This is a genomic window from Nocardioides sp., from assembly GCF_014360585.1.
Lineage (GTDB): Bacteria > Actinomycetota > Actinomycetes > Propionibacteriales > Nocardioidaceae > Nocardioides.
Genome location: NZ_JACIXG010000037.1, coordinates 1 through 18,570, shown reverse-complemented (window position 1 = coordinate 18,570; position 18,570 = coordinate 1). Strand labels below are relative to the sequence as shown.

17 protein-coding genes are annotated in these 18,570 nt (G+C 68.7%); 7 read left to right on the top strand and 10 right to left on the bottom strand.

The features are described 5' to 3' along the window. The first annotated feature begins 203 nt into the window (after positions 1 to 203). Genes H5T77_RS13820 through H5T77_RS13810 form a run of 3 tightly spaced genes read left to right on the top strand, consistent with a single transcriptional unit; the run spans position 204 to position 3,548 of the window. Complete coding sequence (locus H5T77_RS13820; protein WP_292650129.1) at positions 204 to 884, top strand: hypothetical protein; 681 nt, start codon at positions 204 to 206, stop codon at positions 882 to 884. Then, complete coding sequence (locus H5T77_RS13815; protein WP_292650128.1) at positions 875 to 1,249, top strand: hypothetical protein; 375 nt, start codon at positions 875 to 877, stop codon at positions 1,247 to 1,249. The genes H5T77_RS13820 and H5T77_RS13815 overlap by 10 nt, the downstream gene beginning before the upstream one ends. Beyond that, positions 1,176 to 3,548, top strand: coding sequence for a glycosyltransferase family 2 protein (locus H5T77_RS13810; RefSeq protein WP_292650126.1), 2,373 nt, complete (start codon positions 1,176 to 1,178; stop codon positions 3,546 to 3,548). Before H5T77_RS13815 ends, H5T77_RS13810 begins: the two co-directional genes overlap by 74 nt. Before the next feature lie 13 nt (positions 3,549 to 3,561). On the opposite strand, the gene H5T77_RS13805 is transcribed toward H5T77_RS13810, so the two are convergent. The 5 genes from H5T77_RS13805 to H5T77_RS13785 all read right to left on the bottom strand — a co-directional run bounded on the left by H5T77_RS13805 (position 3,562) and on the right by H5T77_RS13785 (position 8,886). Next, entirely contained in the window at positions 3,562 to 5,193 is a 1,632-nt protein-coding gene (locus H5T77_RS13805; RefSeq protein ID WP_292650124.1) for a hypothetical protein, read from the bottom strand. After that, positions 5,190 to 6,029 (bottom strand): hypothetical protein, encoded by an 840-nt coding sequence (locus H5T77_RS13800; protein WP_292650122.1) that lies wholly within the window; start codon positions 6,027 to 6,029, stop codon positions 5,190 to 5,192. Before H5T77_RS13800 ends, H5T77_RS13805 begins: the two co-directional genes overlap by 4 nt. Positions 6,030 to 6,110: 81 nt before the next feature. Next, a complete protein-coding gene (locus H5T77_RS13795; protein WP_292650120.1) occupies positions 6,111 to 6,860 on the bottom strand; it encodes a class I SAM-dependent methyltransferase in 750 nt (249 codons plus the stop codon). 14 nt (positions 6,861 to 6,874) lie between these two features. Next, the gene (locus tag H5T77_RS13790) at positions 6,875 to 7,891 is read right to left on the bottom strand and encodes an NAD-dependent epimerase/dehydratase family protein (RefSeq protein WP_292650119.1); all 1,017 of its coding nucleotides are present in this window, start codon (positions 7,889 to 7,891) and stop codon (positions 6,875 to 6,877) included. Continuing rightward, a complete protein-coding gene (locus tag H5T77_RS13785) occupies positions 7,888 to 8,886 on the bottom strand; it encodes a glycosyltransferase (RefSeq protein ID WP_292650118.1) in 999 nt (332 codons plus the stop codon). The genes H5T77_RS13790 and H5T77_RS13785 overlap by 4 nt, the downstream gene beginning before the upstream one ends. Positions 8,887 to 8,959: 73 nt before the next feature. Between H5T77_RS13785 and H5T77_RS13780 the strand changes: the two genes are divergently transcribed. After that, positions 8,960 to 11,275: a hypothetical protein gene (locus tag H5T77_RS13780; RefSeq protein WP_292650117.1), complete on the top strand. Its 2,316-nt coding sequence runs from the start codon at positions 8,960 to 8,962 to the stop codon at positions 11,273 to 11,275. Positions 11,276 to 11,299: 24 nt separating this feature from the next. On the opposite strand, the gene H5T77_RS13775 is transcribed toward H5T77_RS13780, so the two are convergent. From H5T77_RS13775 to pseB, 4 genes are read right to left on the bottom strand one after another with little or no spacing between them, the layout of a single operon-like run. Beyond that, positions 11,300 to 12,454: a hypothetical protein gene (locus H5T77_RS13775; protein WP_292650116.1), complete on the bottom strand. Its 1,155-nt coding sequence runs from the start codon at positions 12,452 to 12,454 to the stop codon at positions 11,300 to 11,302. Between the two features lie 60 nt (positions 12,455 to 12,514). Then, positions 12,515 to 13,237 (bottom strand): cytidylyltransferase domain-containing protein, encoded by a 723-nt coding sequence (locus H5T77_RS13770; protein WP_292650115.1) that lies wholly within the window; start codon positions 13,235 to 13,237, stop codon positions 12,515 to 12,517. Continuing rightward, entirely contained in the window at positions 13,234 to 14,355 is a 1,122-nt protein-coding gene (locus tag H5T77_RS13765) for a DegT/DnrJ/EryC1/StrS family aminotransferase (RefSeq protein WP_292650114.1), read from the bottom strand. Before H5T77_RS13765 ends, H5T77_RS13770 begins: the two co-directional genes overlap by 4 nt. A 2-nt stretch (positions 14,356 to 14,357) precedes the next feature. Then, the gene (gene pseB, locus H5T77_RS13760; protein WP_292650112.1) at positions 14,358 to 15,392 is read right to left on the bottom strand and encodes a UDP-N-acetylglucosamine 4,6-dehydratase (inverting); all 1,035 of its coding nucleotides are present in this window, start codon (positions 15,390 to 15,392) and stop codon (positions 14,358 to 14,360) included. Between the two features lie 115 nt (positions 15,393 to 15,507). On the opposite strand from pseB, the gene H5T77_RS13755 reads away from it, so the two are divergent. From H5T77_RS13755 to H5T77_RS13745, 3 genes are all read left to right on the top strand, one after another. Continuing rightward, complete coding sequence (locus H5T77_RS13755; protein WP_292650111.1) at positions 15,508 to 16,581, top strand: PseG/SpsG family protein; 1,074 nt, start codon at positions 15,508 to 15,510, stop codon at positions 16,579 to 16,581. A 539-nt stretch (positions 16,582 to 17,120) separates the two neighbouring features. Beyond that, positions 17,121 to 17,540: a helix-turn-helix domain-containing protein gene (locus H5T77_RS13750; protein ID WP_292650109.1), complete on the top strand. Its 420-nt coding sequence runs from the start codon at positions 17,121 to 17,123 to the stop codon at positions 17,538 to 17,540. A gap of 40 nt (positions 17,541 to 17,580) precedes the next feature. Further along, complete coding sequence (locus H5T77_RS13745; RefSeq protein ID WP_292650107.1) at positions 17,581 to 18,174, top strand: PIN domain-containing protein; 594 nt, start codon at positions 17,581 to 17,583, stop codon at positions 18,172 to 18,174. Positions 18,175 to 18,255: 81 nt separating this feature from the next. Here H5T77_RS13745 and H5T77_RS13740 read toward each other — a convergent pair. Next, positions 18,256 to 18,570: SAF domain-containing protein (locus H5T77_RS13740; protein WP_292650105.1), on the bottom strand; the 315-nt coding region annotated here is incomplete at its 5' end.

The following is an 18,570-nucleotide window of genomic DNA, read 5'->3' as shown; positions in this document are numbered from 1 at the left end:
ATGAATGGTGACGGGATCCCTACAGCGTCGCCGCATTCGGATCCGAAGCGCACGAAATGACGCCCCGATGCCCAAACAGGTACTCGGGCGGGTAACTGCCGGACGACTGGCTCGTTAGGATTTTCCGGAACGGGTGACGCATCTGTCGCGTCCCAGCGAACTGTGGTGACGCTGCGACGAGAGTCGTTGGAAGGGGGAAACCGGTGACGTTGATCGCCGAAAGGGCAGTCACGATCACTGAAGGCCTCGTCTACCTGCGCGACCTGATGGCGACGTACGCCAGGAGGACACCGGTCACCTCGGTCGCCGTGCTCGGCAATGCTCCGCTGGGGCCCAGCGATGAGCGTGCGCAGGCGATCGACGACTCAGACCTGGTCATCCGGGTCAACAGCTTCGTGCTCGACGAACCCGGTGGCCCGCGCGCTCAGGGGTCGCGAACAGACGTCGTGGTCTGGAACCGGATCACCCGCCCGACGCGGCACACCTTCGACCGCTACCGGGAGCGTCTCTACCTCCTCGCCGAGCCGATGCGCTTCCACGGCCGTCCCGAGGTGTGGCCGATGTCGTGGCCGCCCGATCTGGGCTTCGTACCCCTCCCCAACGCGGAGGTGCTCCCGCGGATCGGCGACGAGCTCGACATCCCCTGGCGGACCGAGAAGCTGGCGCCGACCACGGGCTTCACCGCCGCGTGGCTGGCGGTCAGCCTGTTCCCTGAGGCCGACATCCGGATGTCCGGGTTCTCGTTCGTCGACGACCCGGGGCAGACGGAGTGGACCTACCAGGTCGGCGGATCCTCGCCGGTGGCACGGGAACATCGGATCGAGGCGGAGGCGCGTGTGATGACCGACTGGCTCAAGGAGGAACGGGTGTCTCTATGGCGTTGAACCGACTGCGCGGCGAGGTCATCAGGAAAGTCAGATCCGCTGCCGACGCCGAGGAGTCTCGGGCCATCATCGAGGAGCTGCGGGCGATCACGGACCGGCAGCGGGTCCGCATCGCTGACCTCGAGCGCGAGCTCGCTCGGGTCAGCCCGCAGGTCGCGGCCCTCGAAGCGCGCCTGGAGAGTCTGCGCGAGACCGTCGAGCGGGGCAACATCGCCACCGGCGCCGCGGCGGGCGGCAACGTCGACACCGCCTCGATCTGGGCCGAGATCCAGCGTCAGCAGGAGCAGGTACGTGCCCGCATCACCGCAGCCATGCGCTTCGAGGAGCGGTTGCGACGACTCGAGGACGGCAACCGCGTTGGGTGAGCTCAGGTCGCAGGCCGCACTTAGTGTCGTCATACCGTTCCACAACGTAGAGCCCTACTTTCAGACCTGCCTGGAGTCGCTTCGGACCCAGACCTTCTCCGACTTCGAAGTGGTCATGGTCGACGATGCGTCCACCGATGGATCCGCCGAGATCGCCGATCGGTTCGCTTCGGTGGATCCGCGATTCCGGCTGGTCTCCTCGGCGAAGGTCGGTGTCGGGGTCGCCCGGAACATCGGCGTCGAGAACAGCCGGGGCGATCTCCTGGCGTTCGTCGATGCCGACGACTACGTGCCGGAGTATGCCTACGAGCTGATGACGGACACGTTGGCCAAGACGGGCTCCGACTTCGTGGCGGGCAACGCTCGTCGCTTCGACTCGGTGTCGGTCTGGCAGTCGTGGTCTCATCGGCGGCCGTTCGTCACCACCCGCATGGCGACGCACTGCAAACGAACCCACATCCTGGGCATCGACCGCTACATCTGGAACAAGGTCTACCGGCGCGACTTCTGGGACTCCGCGGGCCTCAGCTACCCGGACATGCTGTACGAGGACTACCCGGTCGCCCTTGCCGCGCACATCCGCGCCCGCCAGGTCGACGTCCTCGCCGAGCCGGTCTACTACTGGCGTCACCGCGACGGTGGCGAGGCATCGATCACGCAGAGCCACTGGCACCTCGACAACATCGAGGACCGCGTACGTTCGGCCGAGATGCTGTTCGAGATGGTCGAGGAGCAGGCTCCCTACCTCGCCGACCTGGTGAAGTCGCATCTCACCGCGACGGACGTCCAGGTGCTCGCCCGATCGATCGAGGACCACCCGGCCGACGAGTCCGGACGCATCTTCGACCTCGCCGCGCGCTACCTGGCGCGGATCGACGACAAGATCCTCGATCGACAAGGGCCGTTCGAGCGACTCGTGTTCGACCTGCTGAAGCGCCGCCAACGCGATGCGCTGATCTCGTTGACCCGGTATCGAGCCGAGAACGGGACCCTGGCGCCGCTGGCCCGACGAAAGGACGGCTGGTACGCGAAGCTCCCGGCCTTCGAGGACGCCACCGTCGGCGCCCCCGACTCGGTCTTCCGCCTGGCCCCCGCCTACCTGAAGCCCAAGGCCGTGGCCACGGAGGCCTGGTGGAGCGGGTCCCGGATCGCGGTCCGGGTCAACGTCGGCGTCAACACCCTCGCGCTCGCGCGACGGACGCGCTTCAAGGTGTGGCTGCAGAGTCCCGCGGGCACCAAGATCCCGGTGGATCACGTTGTCAGGCCGCGGGCGATCGCGTTCGGTCAGTCCGACAGGTCCACGCTCGAGCTGAGCATCGATCCATCGCGACTGGCGGGCGATCGCCAATGGCGCCTCATGATCAGCATCCGCAACCGCGATGTACGCGACGTGATCCAGGTGTCGACCTCGGGAGACGGCCGCGAGCGGTGGCAGGGCTGGCGGCGTATCGGCAACCGCTGGTGTCGCCCAGGACGCCTTCCGGGGGGCTTCGGCGTCACCGTCCGCGACCTTCCGGACGCGTGGGTGGACCACACCACGGACCTCGGCGACGAGATCGAGATCCGGGGCGCCTTCCGTTGCAAGCCTCCTGCGCACGCAGAGCTGACCCTCACCGACCGCAGCGGTGCGGTGGTGACTCACCCGCTGACCATCGGGGAACGAGGCGACCGAGGCATCACCCCGTGGCGGTTGACGGTGCCCGTCGACGCCATCCTCGAGAAGTCCGGGATGGACATGCCCATGGAGGAGATCGTGCCGACCCGGGTGAAGCTGGTCCGGAACGGGCGTACGTCCCCGCTGCCGGTGCACCCGGACTTCCTCGGTTCTCGATCGCTGATGAAGGGGCGCGCGGTGAACGCCACCCGCGATCCGAACGGGTGCTTCGTCATCACCGCGGCCCACGACCGTCCGGTCGTTCATGATGCGTGGTGGCAGGGCCAGAAGCTGATCCTGCGCGGTCCGGACGGTCCGCGGCTGGCATCCACCGGTGCGCTGCTCCGGACCTGGCCGACCCCGGAGAGACCCCTCGACATCCCGCTGGACGTGGTCGATCGTGACGGGGTCTTCCTGATCACCGTCCCGGTGGGCGCGGTGCGCGACGCCGCCGTCGAGCACGATGTCTGTGCGACATCGTCGTGGTCGTTGCTGGACGGCCGCGAGCACAAGCCGATCGTCGTGGCCCGTGAGCTCGGGGAACGGGTGCCCCAGCCTGTCGCGAGCGAGGCAGCGAAGCTCGAGTTCGGCTGGTCCGACGAGATCCACCTGCGGCTCGCGCCGGTCACGCCCATCGAGGCGTGACCGGCACGCGCCACTAGCGCCTGACCGCGCGCCGGAGCGCGCCGAGAGCCCTTCTGAGCAGGCGAGCCGCGCGTCGGGCGCCGGGAATGCGTCCGAGGCGGTCCCGGGTCCGCGACGGGACGCTCGAGGCGCGTTTGGCGGCCCGGGTGATGGAGGTGGCCTGCTGAGCGCTCAGCTGATCCTCCAGGTCCTTGATCCGACTGTTGAGGGCAGCGACGTCGCGTCGGGCTGCGGTGCGGACCTCGTGGGTCATCGTCTGCCGCTGACGCATCTGCTGCTTGAACCAGGTCACCTGACCACGAAGCGCTTCGTTCTCGTCCATCAGCTTCCGCAGCTCGCTCGTGTCGGCCTCGGCCGGCGACGTCCGGCGGGCGAACACAGGAGCCATCCCGTTCGACGAGAGCGCGGACTCCCTCCGCTCGCGCACCCGGCGTACGTCCGCAGGGGTCACCACGGTGTCGACGGTCGCTGCGAGAAGGACGGCGAGCTCGTCCCGCCCGCACCCGGCGGGCCAGGGGTGCCGCCATCCGGCGACGCAGATGAACGCGGCGAGCTCGTCCAGCAGCCCCAGCAGGATCTCTTCGGCGGAGTCGCCGAGTCTCACCGCCGAGTCGTGGACCGGCACGAGACGGTCGGCGTCGAGGCCGATCTCGTCGACCTGGAGACCGCGCCAGCGCTCAGGGTCGCTTTCCACCGCCTCGCGCAGCCGGCGTACGCGGCTGCGCAGGCCCGAGGCGTCCCGTCGTGCCGAGTCGCGCATGGCTTCGACCAGCCAGGAGCGGTCGGGAGCGGTCCATGACGTCTCGTTGCCGCTCCGGTCGACCCCGAGGACCGACCCGATCGTGAGGCCCCGGGTGACCAGCCAGCCGCCGGCGGCTGCCGTGACTCCCAAGGTGTCCAGCGTCTGGGCCAGCGCGGGCTGCAGCTCGCGCAGCGTGGTGGTTTCGGCGGGTCGGCCATGAGCGATGGCGAGCGCAGCCGAGCACGCGTCGGGAGCTGCGGCCAAGGTGGGAGAAGCGGCGTCGGGCCACAGGGCGTATCCGTGGCCTCCGAGCCGTGCGCTCGCATCGACGAGGCTCCGGGGGTGTGCACGATCATGGATCGGGAACGACCAGTCGGCATCCTCGTTGGATGCTTCCGGGGCGACGGCCCTGAGCTGTTCGAGCGGGGATCCTGGGTTGGAGACAACCACTGCCAGACGAGAGTCGCGTGTCGCCAGGCGGGCGAGGTGCACGGAGATCGTGTGCCAGTCCGCAGGGGCCGCATCGATCGACGAGACCCGCCCGAACCCGTCCAGCGCGATCACGGCGTCGGCCGGCTGATCGGGGGTCCAGGAGCGAAGGTCACCGCAGACGACGTCGACAGACCTGTCGGCGTACCGCTCGGACACGACCTGCGCGTCGGTGTGTGTCCGGAGGACGAGGGTGGTCCTCGAGGCGAGGCCGACCACGGCATCGAGCAGCCCGAGGTCGTGCGGACCGACGACGAGGAGGTGAGCGGCATCGCTCGCCGTGGCAACCGCGACGCGGGTCAGGACCGGTCCGCGAGGGCACGGGTCAGCGCTGGTCAGATCAGACCAGTCGTACATGTCTCCCGAGACGATCTCGTAGGCGTCGCTCTTCGAGACGGTGTCGATGTCGTTCATCCAGTGGGCTCCCATCCGAAGAGCGCGCGAAGCTCGGCAGGAGACGCCATGGCGTCCAGCCCGAGCTCGCGCACGGTCGTGGCGCGTACTTCCTCTGCATCGGTCTCTACTCCGTGGAACTCCGGGAACAGGCGTTTGGCCTGCTCGTTCCCGTCCCGCACGCTGGCGTCCCTGACGTCGGAGAAGGTCATCGGGTCACCGTAGACCGCGACCTCGGAGCCGACCGAGGCTCCGTAGAAGATCGCCGTGGTCAGTCGGTTCGAGGCGACCCGACGGTGACGGATCTGCTCTGCGTACTGCTTGTGGAGGAAGCGGGTGTCCGTGCCCTGCCGCAAGGTGCCTCGCTTGCCGTGGCAGATGACCCGGAACCCGGCGTCCTCGTAGCGGCGCCGGACCTCCGGCATCTCGTACTCGATCCAGTAGAGACAGACGGTCACCGGACCGTCCTCGGTGTCTCTGATCTGCGAGATCAGTCGGTCGTGATCGCCGCTGACCTGGCCGTGGTCCCAGGTGTGGAACGGGTAGAAGATCGTTCCTTCGCGCTCATCAGCCGGTGGCACGGGCTCGGTGTCCTTCTTGAGGTCGAGCAGGTAGTTCCACGGCGCGCCGATCACCGCGTAGTCGCGCCAGCCGATCGCCTGACCGCGGCGCAGGTTCGCGTGAGACCAGACGAACTTCGGGAAACCGTAGGGCGGCGCGTGACCCGGACCGAAGCCGTGAAGGAGGTTCCAGCCGTGTTGGAGCACGCCCCAGATCGGCCGCGGCTCCTCAAAGGGGAGTCCGCAGTACTCGGACAGGATGTGTGCATGTCCGTACCAGTGATTGCTCGTGTCCAAATGTCAGTCTCCGAGATCTAGCGAACAGACTCGGGCGGCTCAGGTCGCACGCCGAGGCTTGTCAGAGTGTATGCGCGTTTTTCAGTGTGGTTTGACCGCCGCCACGAGCACCGAGGAACCGAACGGCAGATCCAGCCTGCCCAGCAGCCGCTCGTCGATGCGGGTCGCGCCGAGCAGGAGTCTCTCCGTCGCAGGCGAGACCGTGGGGAGCGGAGCGACGGCGCCCTCGGGGAGAGCGTCGGTCAGACCACGCTCCTTGAACCGGGTGACCAGACGCTGGGCGGCGAACATCGGGAACGTCCCGGTGAAGCCGTACGTCGCTCGCACGGGTGACAGCCCAGCGGCCTCGATCGCCTCGACCGCCCGCCGCCGGGTGTAGCGCCGGTGATGGTGGTTGTGGATGTCGTGGCTGGTCCAGGCCCAGTTGTACGCCGGCACGGACATGAGGAAGCGGCCGCCGGGAGCCAGAACGCGCTCGATCTCGGCGAGGGCGGTGTCCTCACGATCGCAGTGCTCGATGACGTCGAAGGCCGAGACCACGTCGAAGGAGCCGTCGGCGAAGGGAAGCCCGGTCACGGAGCCGCACACGCCACCGGCTGTCAGCCCGCGCGGGTCGACGTCGAGGGAGACGTGATGCTCGGCGGTGCCTTCGAGCCAGGTGACGCTGGGTCCGTCGGCGCTGCCGACGTCGAGCAATCGGCGTGGGGTGCCCACGTACGGCTTCATGACGGTCTCGAGGATCCGGGTGCGCGCTCGATACCACCAGTAGTCGCTCTGGGCGATCGAAGGAGATCCGCCGGCCTTGCCCACCAGCATGTCCGTCTGGGGCATCGGATGAAGCTGGGTCATCGGATGGAGATCTCGCTCACTTGGGTCGGGAGTGCGGACGTCCCAGCAGCGTAGGCCAATGCGATCTCGTCGGCGGTGCGACGCACGCCGACGGAGAAAGGTGTCTGAGACCTTTGCCCGAGCTCCGGCCAGACGACGCTGCGGACCCGCAGGTCGCGGGTGTGGCTGGGGGTGCCGGCCCCCGGGAGTCGTAGCCTCGCCCGTCGTCTGAAGATCCGGTTGGTCTCTCCGATGACGGCTGAGAGGGTCACGCCGGTGCCGGTGGCCAGGATCTTGACGACGGCGTTCGTGCCGGAGCTCCGGGCGTGCTCGTGGAGCCCGTCGAGGGCCGCGACGACCATCTCGGCGCAGTCGCCGACGTAGAGGTAGTCCCGGATGGTGTCGAAGGAGACCCAGACCGGCAGCGGGGTGCCGCGCAGGTGGGCCAGGCACAGCTGGGAGACGAGGCCCTGGGGCTTGGAGAGCGCTTGACCCGGGCCGTAGAGGTTGGTGATCCGGCCGAGCAGCGCGACGGATCCGGTCTCGGCGCAGAACTCGGTCAGCGCCTCCTCCATCGCCAGCTTGGCCCTGCCGTACGCCACCAGCGGGCGAGGCTCGGAGTGCTCCGTGAACGGGGGATCGGCCGAGCCTGCGTAGACGCCGCCGGCGGAGGAGGCGAAGAAGAAGGCGAGGCGGATGTCGGGCGGCAGCGCTGCCCCCAGGTCGTCGAGCACGTCGCGGAAGAGCGACACCTCGGTCTCGAGCTCGTCCGCCGGCGTGGCGACGATGCCGGCACCGGCACACCAGGCGATGTTCACGCGTCCGCCCGCCCTCGACGCAGACGCCGAGCCGAGGAACGAGGTGAGCTCGGACCTCAGGACGTCACGGGCGGCGATCGGGTCGTGCCACGGCACGCTCACCGTGCTCACGGGCGACTCGGAGCGCTCCAGCGAGAGGCGTACGTGGCGACCGAGCAGACCGCCACTGCCGACGACGAGCGTCGGGGGTCTGCTCGCGTCGCCGGTCCCGATCATTCGGGCCGGCCGGGACCGGGCCCGTGGCGGAGCGGACCGTTCGCCGGGTCGCTGACGACCACGTAGAGCGGCTTGCCCATCGCCATGTTGACGGCCATGCCGAGGTATTCGGCGATCACGCCGAGAGTGAGCATGATCGCGCCGGAGCAGACCAGGATGGCCGCCATCAGCGAGGTCCAGCCCTGGACGTCGACGCCGCCGGCCAGACGCGCGACGACGAGAGCGACCGCGAGGACGATGCCGGAGGTCGCGAGCAGGGCCCCGCAGACGCTGACCGTACGCAGCAGGCGGGTGCCGCCGGTGAGCACCATCCGCCAGAAGTGGGACATCAGCGAGCGATAGCTGTAGCCGGAGGGCCGCTCGCCCTCCTCGCGCAGCTCCACCGGGCACGTCACCACGTCGGAGATGACCCAGCTCAGCGCGACGTCGAGGTAGACCCCGTTGGCCGCGTAGGCGGACACGCTGCGGCCGTACTCACCCAGGATGAGGCGGAAGCTGTTGAACTGCCGGGCGCGGCCACCGGGCATGACGCGGTCGATGAGGACCTTCGATCCGCGCGAGGCCAGGTTGCGCAGCGGCCCGTGAGGTGGCGGGTTGGTGGGGCGGGCGTAGACGAGCGCGGCCTGCTCGCCGAGCGCGGTGTCGAGCATCGGCAGGATGTACGCCGGGTCGTGCTGCCCGTCCTCGTCCATCGTGACGATCCAGTCCGAGCCGGACGAGGCCAGGCCGGCAAGGGTGGCGGCGTGCTGGCCGAAGTTGCGGCTCAGCCAGATCGGACGAACGATGTCGTACTTCTCCGCGAGCTGACGGATGGCGATGTCCGAGCTGTCCGGGCCGTGGTCGTGGACCAGGAGGATCTCGGTGACGCGCCCCTCGTGACCGTTCGTGGTGGTGAACGGTTCGACGAGGTCGACGATCTCGCTCACCACACCAGGAAGCGTCTCGGCACCGCGGTAGACCGGGATGACGACAGAGACGGTGTGGGTGAGGGACATCGCTAGGAAAATAGCGCATCCGGAGTGGTTTCGGTGTACTCGGTGTAGGTGTTTTGTTGGCATGATCGCGCGGGTGACTGCAGACCCGGCAACCGTAGGCGCCGAACCCGACGCGAAGCCTCCCTCGGACCGCACGTTCTCGGACGGCACCGTCTCGGGCCGGTCCTGGTCCGGTCTCCTGCCGGGGGTGCTGGTCGTCGTCGCGACGCTCGTGCTCGCGGTGCGCATCGCCGGTGTCGGCATCGGCGAGGCGCTGCTCTTCGCCGGTTATGTGCTGGCGTTCCTCACCTTCCCGGGCACCGTGGTGTGGCGGGCGGTCGCGAAGCCGGGGCCGAACCTCGGGAACGACCTGATCCTCGGCACCATCCTCGGGCTCGTCCTGGAGATCCCGCTCTACCTCCTGCTGCGGCTGTTCGATCTCACCCCGCTGATCTACGGCTATCCCGTCGCCGTGCTCGTCGTCGCGCTGGTCGTCGTCTGGCGGCGCCGCCGATGGTTTGGGCCCGTGGTGATCGGCAGGGAGAGCCTGTGGTCGTGGGCCGGTGCGGCGGTGGCAGGCGTACAAGTTCTTCTGGTCACGAACCAGATGTGGTCACACAGACCGATCGACGCGCTGCGGGCGCCGTATGTCGACGAGCCCTTCCATCTGGCGATCGCCGGCGATCTGCTGCACCACTTTCCCGCCCAGATGCCGTGGGTGGAGGGCACGCCGCTCTTCTACCACTGGCTGGTCTACGTCCACCTGGCGTCGGCAGCGACGGTCACCCACATCGAGCTCATCGTGCTGATGCGCAGCCTGTCGATCGCGTTGCTCGTCCTGCTCGCGGTCGGTGGAGCGTACGCAGCGGCCACCCGCCTCACGGGACGGAGCTGGCCTGGGTTCGTCGCTGCCCTCGTCTTCGCCATGGGTGCCACTCCGGACTTCTTCGGCTGGACGAGCCTGGTCAGCCCCGCGCAGCTGGCCTTCGACTCCGTCACACGTGCGTTCGACAGTCCGACGCACGCTCTCGTGATGCCGCTCCAGATGGTCCTGATGGTGCTGGTCGTCGAGATGATCCGAAGCGATCGGTGGCGCTGGGGGCCGTGGCTGCTGACCGTGGTCGTCATGGTCGCGGTGGCCGGCGCGAAGTCGTCTGCGCTGCCGACGATCATCGCCGGCCTGTTCCTGGCGCTCGTGATCTCGGCAGTGCTGCGCCGCAGGCGGACGGCCCTCACCGTGGCCGCGGCGCTCGGGTCGGCTGTCGTCGTCTTCCTGGTCGCACAGCAGGTGTTCTACGGAGGCGGCACCCGGGCGACGTCGATCGATCTCAACGGAAGCACGGTCCAGCGGCTGGGCGTGCTGATGCTGCCGGAGGGGGAGACGTTGCCCGGCTCGGCGCCGTTCTCCATCTGGATCAGCTTCACCGTCGGGTTCGTCCTCGTCGCCATCCCGTTGATCGTGGGCCTGGTGCGCGGCGCCTGGCGACGGCCCGATCGGGTGTTCCTGGCGGGCACCTGGGCCGCCGGCGCCGGCGCGCTCATGGTGCTGAGCCATCCGGCTCTGAGCCAGGCGTACTTTCTCCTGGGCGCCAGCGGGTTCATCGCTGTTGCCACCGCAGTCGCGCTCTCGGACATCGTCCCCGTCGACCTGTCGTTCCGCGACGGCGTCCGGTTCGTCGGCTGCGCCGCTCTCGGCGGGCTTGCCCTCGTGACCGCGAGACTGTTGGTGGGTGGTGACATGCCGGCAGACGGCTCGGTCTTCACCTCGACGTTGCTGACCCAGCTCGCCATCGGGCTGCTGGTGCTGGCTGTTGCGGTCGTCATCGTGCTCATGTACGCCAAGCGCTCGACGATCGCGACGCTCCCGGCGATCGTGGCGCTGGTGCTGGGGGTCATGCTCGCCGGGGCACCGCAGACCGTCGCTCTCGCTGTGGCCGGCCCCGCGCTTCCCCGGGCACCCGACACGGACATCATCGGCCCCGGTGGAGTCGCCGCCGCCCGCTTCGTCCGCGGGCACTCGCAGCCGGACGAGCTGATCGCGACCAACGCCCACTGCATCGGTCTGCCCGTGCCCGACTGCGACCGCCGGAACTTCTGGATCGCGGCGTACGCCGAGCGCCGGGTCCTGGTGGAGGGGTGGGCCTACATCGACCCGTTGGTCGTCGGGCAGCCGTCCACGGACCTCAACAACTCGGCGTACCTGCCCTTCTGGGACCCGGAGCTGCTCGAGGCCAACGACGCGGCCATCACGGACCCGTCACCGGCGACGATCGCCACGCTGCGCGACGACCACGACGTCGACTGGATCGTCGTCGACCGTCGTTATCGGGCCGACCTCCCGGGCCTGCGCCGCGAGCTCGGCCAGCCGCGTTTCAAGCGCGGGCTTTACTCCGTGTTCGACCTGCGCTAGCGCCGAGGCCCGATCACGCCCACGTCAACGGCGCAGGAGGCCACGGAGCCGCCCCCGCTGTGAGGTCTTCTCGGCTTCCCGTTCCCGCCGGCGAGCGCGGCCGGCCTCGACCTCCTGCTGGATCTCCTCCGGAATCGTGTGCAGACCCTGCATGACCAGCTTGACGACCTGCATCACCTCGTCGCCAGGGATGGTCGCGTAGTCGCCGATGTTGTATTCGGGGAAGCTGCTCTGCTCGATCATGTCGGTGAAGGAGAAGCCGCCGAGCTTGCCGATGAGGAGATTGTCCTCGCGATAGTCGGCGAGCAGCTCCTGGCGGAACTCCGGGGTCATGTAGACCGCGCTGGAGTCGTTCCAACCCAGCTGGGTGGTCAAGGTGACGTACTCGCCACGGAGGATCTGGATCCACCTCAGCCGGGTGGCCTTCCACGAGTCGGCACCTCGGAGCCGACCACGCATCGGTGCCGCAGCCACGATCGGGGCCAGATGCCGGGCGGTCTCGACGGTCCGCCAGCCGGATCCCACGTTGCTGGTCCCAGCTCCATCACCCTGGATCGGGAGCTCGCACGTGTCGAGGAAGTCCGCGACGGCGTTGCCGTTGCGGAGCTCCTTGCGGATGAACGGACGAAGCCGGATGTCGACGTCCGGGATGGCGCTGGTGATGGTGTCCGCGAACTCTCCGTAGTGGAGGAAGCTCATGTCGAGCGGTGACCACTCGCGGAAGTCCTCGAAGGGGAGGTCGACCAGCTCGGCGTGCTCAGGACGCATCACCATCAACCGCTCGACGTAGAAGGCGTTGTAGAACGTCGCCTGGTCGCGGACGTAGTGGACCCAACGGACCTTCGCGCCCGCTTCGCGCGCGTACTCGCCGATCGCCCTGATGTGCTCGGGCTCGAGCATCGAGAAGGCCTCGCACGAGATCACCGTGGTCTCGGCGCTGCCGGAGGCGATCGACTCGACGAGCTGCTCCCAGGTGCCGAGGGCGGGCGAGAAGAGCACCTCGCCGAGGAGCTGGGAGTAGAGGTTCTGGTGCTGGATGCTGTGCTCGCCGCGGCCGATCGTGGGGTAGGCCACCTCGGGAGGGAGGTTCCCCTCGCGGCTTGCGCGGGCGAGGAAGGTCTGGATCGCCGTGCTCCCGGTCTTGAACGTGCCGGAGTGGACGATCAGAGTCTTCTGCATGTGGTGCTCCAAGTGCCGCAGCTGAGAGGGAGGGCGCGACGTCCCGCGTGTCCAGGGATCCTAATCGCCGACCTTCTTCTGTTCGATCTGGGCATTGATCGCGACCAGCTCGGGATGGGCGTCCAGGAGGGCGACGAGACCAGAGGTGTCGAGATGATGGGCGTCGTGCTCCTCGATGAGGATCCGCAGCAGCCGCAGGTCCTCGGGGGTGTCGAGGGTGATCCGGTACGCCGAGGCGTCCCGCTCCCACGGCAGGTTGAGCCTGGGCCGGGCGTCGTCGCCGTAGAGCCACGGGGTGACGTGCTCGCGATGGGGCTGCTCGGTGGCGAGCCGGTCGGCCTCCAGCAGCGCCGCGGCGGAGAAGACCTCGAAGTCGAGGCCTCGCGGGTAGGTGCGCTCCAGGGCGTTGCTGGCATAGAGCGCGGGATCGCCGGCGGCCGCCCAGGCGTCGATGCCGCGGCGTACGACCTCGCCGTCGATCAAGGGACAGTCGCTGGTCACCCGGACGACGACATCGGGCTCGAACTCCCGCACCGCCAGCGCGAAGCGCGACAGCACGTCGTGCTCGCTGCCGCGGACGACCCCGGCCCCGAGCTTGTCGGCCAGAACGGCGACCGGGTCGTCGTCGAGGTTGGTGGTCGTCGCGACGATCACCGGAAGGCCGGCCGCCGTGAGACGGGCGAGGTGGTGCTCGAGCATCGTGATCCCCGCCGCCTCCTCGAGCACCTTGCCCGGCAGACGGGTGCTGGTCATGCGTGCCTGGGTGATGACGGCGGTCTTCACAGGAATCCGATCAGCGTCTCGATGACCTCGTCGACCTGGTCGTCGGTCAGGTCGGGGAACAGCGGCAGGGAGAGCTCCTCGGCGTAGAACGCCTCGGCGTTCGGGCACATCCCCCGGCGGTAGCCCAGGTCGGCGTAGACCGGGTGCCAGTAGACCGGGATGTAGTTGACCTGTACGCCGATGCCGGCTGCTCGCATCTTCTCGAACACCTCGCGGCGGCGGCCGTCGAGGATGCGCACCGGATAGAGGTGCCACGCCGGGTCGACGCCCTCGCGCTGGGCCGGGACGCGCAGCCCGTCGACGTCGGCGAGCGCGGCGTTGTAGCGGGCGGTGATCTCGGCGCGCCGCTGCTTGAACCCGGCCAGCCGCTGGAGCTGGGAGAGGCCGAAGGCGCACTGCAGGTCGGTGAGTCGGTAGTTGAGACCGAACTCGTGGACTTCCTGGTGCCACGGCCCCTCGTCGGCGATGCGGAACCGGTCGGCGTCGCGCACCAGGCCGACGAAGTGGAACTCGTGGGCCCGCTGGGCCAGGTCTGCGTCCTTGGCGACGACCGCGCCGCCCTCGGCGGTGGTGAGGTTCTTGGTCGGGAAGAACGAGAGCGTGGTCAGGTCGGCGAGGTCGCCGATCGGGCGTCCCTGGGAGAACCCGCCGATCGAGTGGGCCGCGTCGTCGAGCGTCAGCGCGCCCACCCGGTCGGCGATCGGCTGCAGCGCGGCGTAGTCGGCCGGATGGCCGGCGTAGTCGACCGCGGCGATGACCTTGGTGCGGTCGGTCACCAGGGCGTCCACCGCCGCCGGGTCGATGAGGGCGGTGTCCTCCTCGACGTCGGCGAAGAGCACCTCTGCGCCGAGCAGCGAGGCACCCGATGCGGTGGCGACGAACGTCATCGGCGTGGTGACCACCTGGTCACCGGAGCTGACGCCGGCCGCGGCGTAGGCGATGTGGAGAGCGGCCGTGCCGGAGGTGCACGAGACCGCGCGATGCCCGCCGACGAGGTCGGAGAGCGCCTGCTCGAACGCGGCGACCGTCGGGCCCGTGGTGAGCCAGTCCCCGCGCAGGATCGCGGTGACGGCCTCGATGTCCTCCTCGGAGACCGACTGGCGGCCGTACGGCAGCATGCTCAGATCCCCGACCCCAGAACCGTGCGGAGGTCCTCGGCGTCGTACCAGATGTCGTTCTTGTCGGAGGCGCAGTGGAAGCCGTCGGGAACCGGGACGGCGTCCATGATCGGCTTGTAGCCCCACTGCGGGTTCTCCGGCTCGATCACGTAGTACTTGCCGTCGCGGATGCTGACCGCGCGGCGGCCCTCCTCCGGGCTGATCATCTCCTCGTGGAGCTTCTCGCCGGGGCGGAGCCCGATGTCGACGAGCTTCGCGTCGGGGGCGACCGCCTTCGCGAGGTCGACGACCTTGTGGGAGGGGATGTGCGGGACGAGGAGCTCGCCGCCCTGCATGAGGTCGAAGGTGTCGATCACCATCTGCACCGCCTGCGGCAGCGTGATCAAGAACCGGGTGCACCGCATGTCGGTGATCCCGAGCGCCTCGCCGCGCTCGGCCATCGCCTTCCACTTCGGGATGATCGAGCCGCGCGAACCGGTCACGTTGCCGTAGCGGACCACGGCGAACCGGGTCTCGTACGAGGCGGCGTAGTTGTTGCCGAGGATGAAGATCTTGTCGGCGGTCAGCTTGGTCGCGCCGTAGAGGTTGATCGGCGAGGAGGCCTTGTCGGTCGAGAGCGCGACGACCTTCTTGACGCCGGAGTCGATCGCGGCCTCGACGACGTTCTGCGATCCCAGCACGTTGGTCTTGATGAACTCGAACGGGTTGTACTCCCCGGTGTCGACCTGCTTGAGCGCGGCGGCGTGGACGACGTAGTCGACGCCGTGCAGCGCCCGGTACAGGCGGTCGCGATCGCGGACGTCTCCGATGAACCAGCGAAGCCTCGGGTCGTTGCCGAACAGCTGGCGGCACTCGAACTGCTTCAGCTCGTCACGGGAGTAGATGACGACGCGCTTCGGGTTGTGGTTGTCCAGGACATGGCGGATGAACGCCTTCCCGAAGGAGCCCGTCCCGCCGGTGACCAGGATGCTTGCGCCATCGAGGGGATGGGCGTTCGGGTCGGCGGACTCTCGGGCTTCCGGATTCGGCACGGTCACAGGGATGCTCTCTACTCTGGTCCTCGGTTTGGCTCGCGCGCCAACGATACGGTGCGCAAGGGATGAAACACGCTGTCCTCGCCAGAAACGGACGAAACCTGGAGGTTGCGCAGTCGTGCCCATCGGTGTGCTCGAGAGTGGACACCTTCGGGTGGCGATGGTCTGCGACGCCGGGCCCGATGTCGGGATCGGCCACGTCATGCGCTGTCTGGCCCTCGGCGAGGAGCTCGTCGACCGCGGAGCGCGGGTGGTGATGGTCGCGGACCTGGCCGGGGTGCCGTGGGCCGCGGAGCAGGTACGGCGCCGGGGGATCGAGATCGCGGGGCCTGGTGACCTCCTCACCACTCTCCTCCGCCTCGAGCCGTCGTCGGTGGTCGTCGACTCCTACCTCCTCCCGGCGTCGGTCTACGCCGACCTGCGGGAACGGTGGCCGCTGCTCGCTCTCGTCGACGGCGACCTGCGCGGGCGGGCCGCCGACCTCTACCTCGACCAGAACCTGGGCGCGGAGGCCTCGGTGCGGGCGCTTCCCGAGGGGGCCACCCATCTTGGCGGGCTCGACTACGCCCAGCAGCGACGTGACATCGTCCGGCAGCGGCCGAGCGCGCCTAGGTCCGCAGCCGACGAGCACGCGCCCCTGCGAGTGCTGGCGTTCTTCGGTGGGACGGACGCCCTCGGGGTCGCGCCCCGGGTAGCCCGCCTGGTCGCGCGAGCCGGGGTCGCCGTGGAGCTGACCGCCATCGCGGCCACCCCGGAGCTGGCCGCGGAGGCCGCCGACATCACCCCGGCGCCGGGGCAGGTCATCGAGGTGATCGGGCCGACCGACAACCTGGCCGAGCTCGTCGCCGACGCCGACGTGGTGCTCAGCGCCGCCGGCACCTCGGCCTGGGAGCTCTTCTGCCTCGGTGCGGCGGTCGGGTTCGTCTGCGTCGCCGACAACCAGCAGGACGCGTACGTCCGGATGGACCAGGACGCGCTGGCCGTCGGAATCGCCACCCTGGCCGAGCTAGGCGACGACCCCGAGGGCGTCGTCGCTCGCCTGCGTGTCCTCTTGGGCGACGTACGCCTGCGGGAGCGGTTGCGCGCCGCCTGCTGGGCCAAGGTCGACGGCCGCGGCGCCGCGCGGGTTGCTGACGCGTTGCTCGCCCTCGACCGCGAACGGCTCCAGCGCGGCCCAACGTCGCGGTCATAGCAGTGTCACCGCTCCGGTGACTGGGGGCCGCGTGGTCAATGCCGCTGCCTGACACACAGTTCACTCATGGCGGGGGCGATGTGCTGCGCGAGGTCCTGGAGTCAGGGGCTCAACTGTGTGCATCGGCGCACACAGTTGGACAAGGCCGCATCCGACTCACCGGCTGAGCGGGGCTGGTCTCGATGCCAACTGTGTGCACCGTCGGTGTCGATGCGGTCGCACGGAGCGTACGTTGTCCGGGCCGACCTTCTCCCCGGCGCGTACGTCGCGGGTGATGAAGAGCGAGCGGCGGAGAGCGGAGGCCCTCCCGCTCGACAGTCTTCGGGCCGATCCGGGCCTCGCCGAGCGCCTGCCGGCCGATCTTGGTCTCGCGGACGAGCGAGGCGAACTCGTGCGGCTCCAGGGAGAAGTCGGAGTCGACGGCACAGTCCTGGCGCGAGAGCGTGATGCTGCGCCCGAACCCGAAAGCACTTGCACTTACAACTGAAGTTGGTGACACTTGCACGTGTAAACACTTTGGAGGGTTGAGGATGACCACGATGACTAAGAACCTCATCGTCGACGCGACGCAGCGGCGCCAGGCCGGTGAGATCGTTCAGGCACTGGCTGGCCACCCCGAACGACTGACCGTTCACGATGTCGCAACCGGTGCCGACATGCCGGTCGATCTCGCCAAGGTGATCGCCCAGGTGCTCGAGATCGTCGCCCGCGGAGGCACGGTCACCATCGGGTCTCTGCCCGAGGAGCTGACCACGACCGTGGCCGCCGAGCAGCTAGGCGTCTCCCGGCCGACGTTGATGAAACTGATCGCCGAGGGCAAGCTGCCGGCCCACCGCGTTGGCAGTCACCACCGCGTGAAGCTGGCCGACGTCAAGGCGTTCAAGCGCGCCCGGCTCGAGGAGCAGCGTCGCGCTTTCACCGAGTTGACCGAGCTGACCGAGCAGCTCGAACAGAGCTGAGTCAGACAATCCGACGCAGAACCCGGGTAGCCTCCATCGCGTGGTCACCCGGGTTCTGCCAGATGCAAACGTCCTGTACTCACGAACGTTGCGCGACTGGTTGTTCCTGCTAAAGCTCGAATCCGGCGGCAGCATGTTCACCGTGTCCACGACCGTCGACATACTCGCCGAGACGATCGCCCGCTACCGCGACTCCAACCCGAGCGCTGCTGGCGAGCAGATCACCCTGATCCACGACCGGATTCTGGCCAGCGTCGACGAGCGCATCGACCGCTACACCGTTGATGGGTCCTGGAGCGGCACCGACGAGGAGGATGCCCATGTCCACGCCGCAGCCAAGGACGGCGGGATCGACACCGTCCTCACCTGTGACAAGGGCTGGGAGAACCTCGCACCCGAAGAACTCGATCTCCTCCCTTACGAGGCCCAACATCCCGACCACTTCTTCTGCCTGGTCGACACCAGCAGCCCCTCGGCCGTTCGTACGGTGATTGCGAGTCAGTTGAAGTACTGGTTCGATCGCAACGGCGAAGTCGACCTTCCCGCCCGCCTTCGCGCGGCCCAGTGCCCCGAATTCGCCGACCGCGTCCGCATCCACCTGCAGACCCTCGATTGCTCCTTCCTTGGTGCGTGATATCCGTCAGGTTGGTTGGGAGACCTAATCCCTGAGACAGGGCACGCCGAATCCCGCATGAGCTGGAGGAAGCGAAGGGGATCAGACGAGGTCCCAGCTGAGCGGGGTTCCGGCCGGGGTGTCCTTGGTGAAGGTGCGGCCGAGGACGATGTCGATGTCGGCTGGTGGCAGCCCGTCGGCGGGGCGGACGGAGCGTACGTTGTCCGGGTCGACCTTCTCCCCGGCGCGTACGTCGCGGGTGACGAAGAGCGAGCGGCGGAAGCGGAGGCCCTCGCGCTCGACAGTCTTCGGGCCGATCCGGGCCTCGCCGAGAGCCTGCCAGGCGATCTTGGTCTCGCGGACGAGCGAGGCGAACTCGTGTGGCTCCAGGGAGAAGTCGGAGTCGACGGCGCCGTC

Bases quoted from the DNA above. Each gene is read 5' to 3' on its own strand.
- H5T77_RS13795 (WP_292650120.1), bottom strand. From the start codon at position 6,860: ATGCCCCAGACGGACATGCTGGTGGGCAAGGCCGGCGGATCTCCTTCG.
- H5T77_RS13775 (WP_292650116.1), bottom strand. From the start codon at position 12,454: ATGCAGAAGACTCTGATCGTCCACTCCGGCACGTTCAAGACCGGGAGC.
- H5T77_RS13765 (WP_292650114.1), bottom strand. From the start codon at position 14,355: ATGCTGCCGTACGGCCGCCAGTCGGTCTCCGAGGAGGACATCGAGGCC.
- H5T77_RS13805 (WP_292650124.1), bottom strand. From the start codon at position 5,193: ATGAACGACATCGACACCGTCTCGAAGAGCGACGCCTACGAGATCGTC.
- H5T77_RS13815 (WP_292650128.1), top strand. From the start codon at position 875: ATGGCGTTGAACCGACTGCGCGGCGAGGTCATCAGGAAAGTCAGATCC.
- H5T77_RS13785 (WP_292650118.1), bottom strand. From the start codon at position 8,886: ATGTCCCTCACCCACACCGTCTCTGTCGTCATCCCGGTCTACCGCGGT.
- H5T77_RS13790 (WP_292650119.1), bottom strand. From the start codon at position 7,891: ATGATCGGGACCGGCGACGCGAGCAGACCCCCGACGCTCGTCGTCGGC.
- H5T77_RS13750 (WP_292650109.1), top strand. From the start codon at position 17,121: ATGACTAAGAACCTCATCGTCGACGCGACGCAGCGGCGCCAGGCCGGT.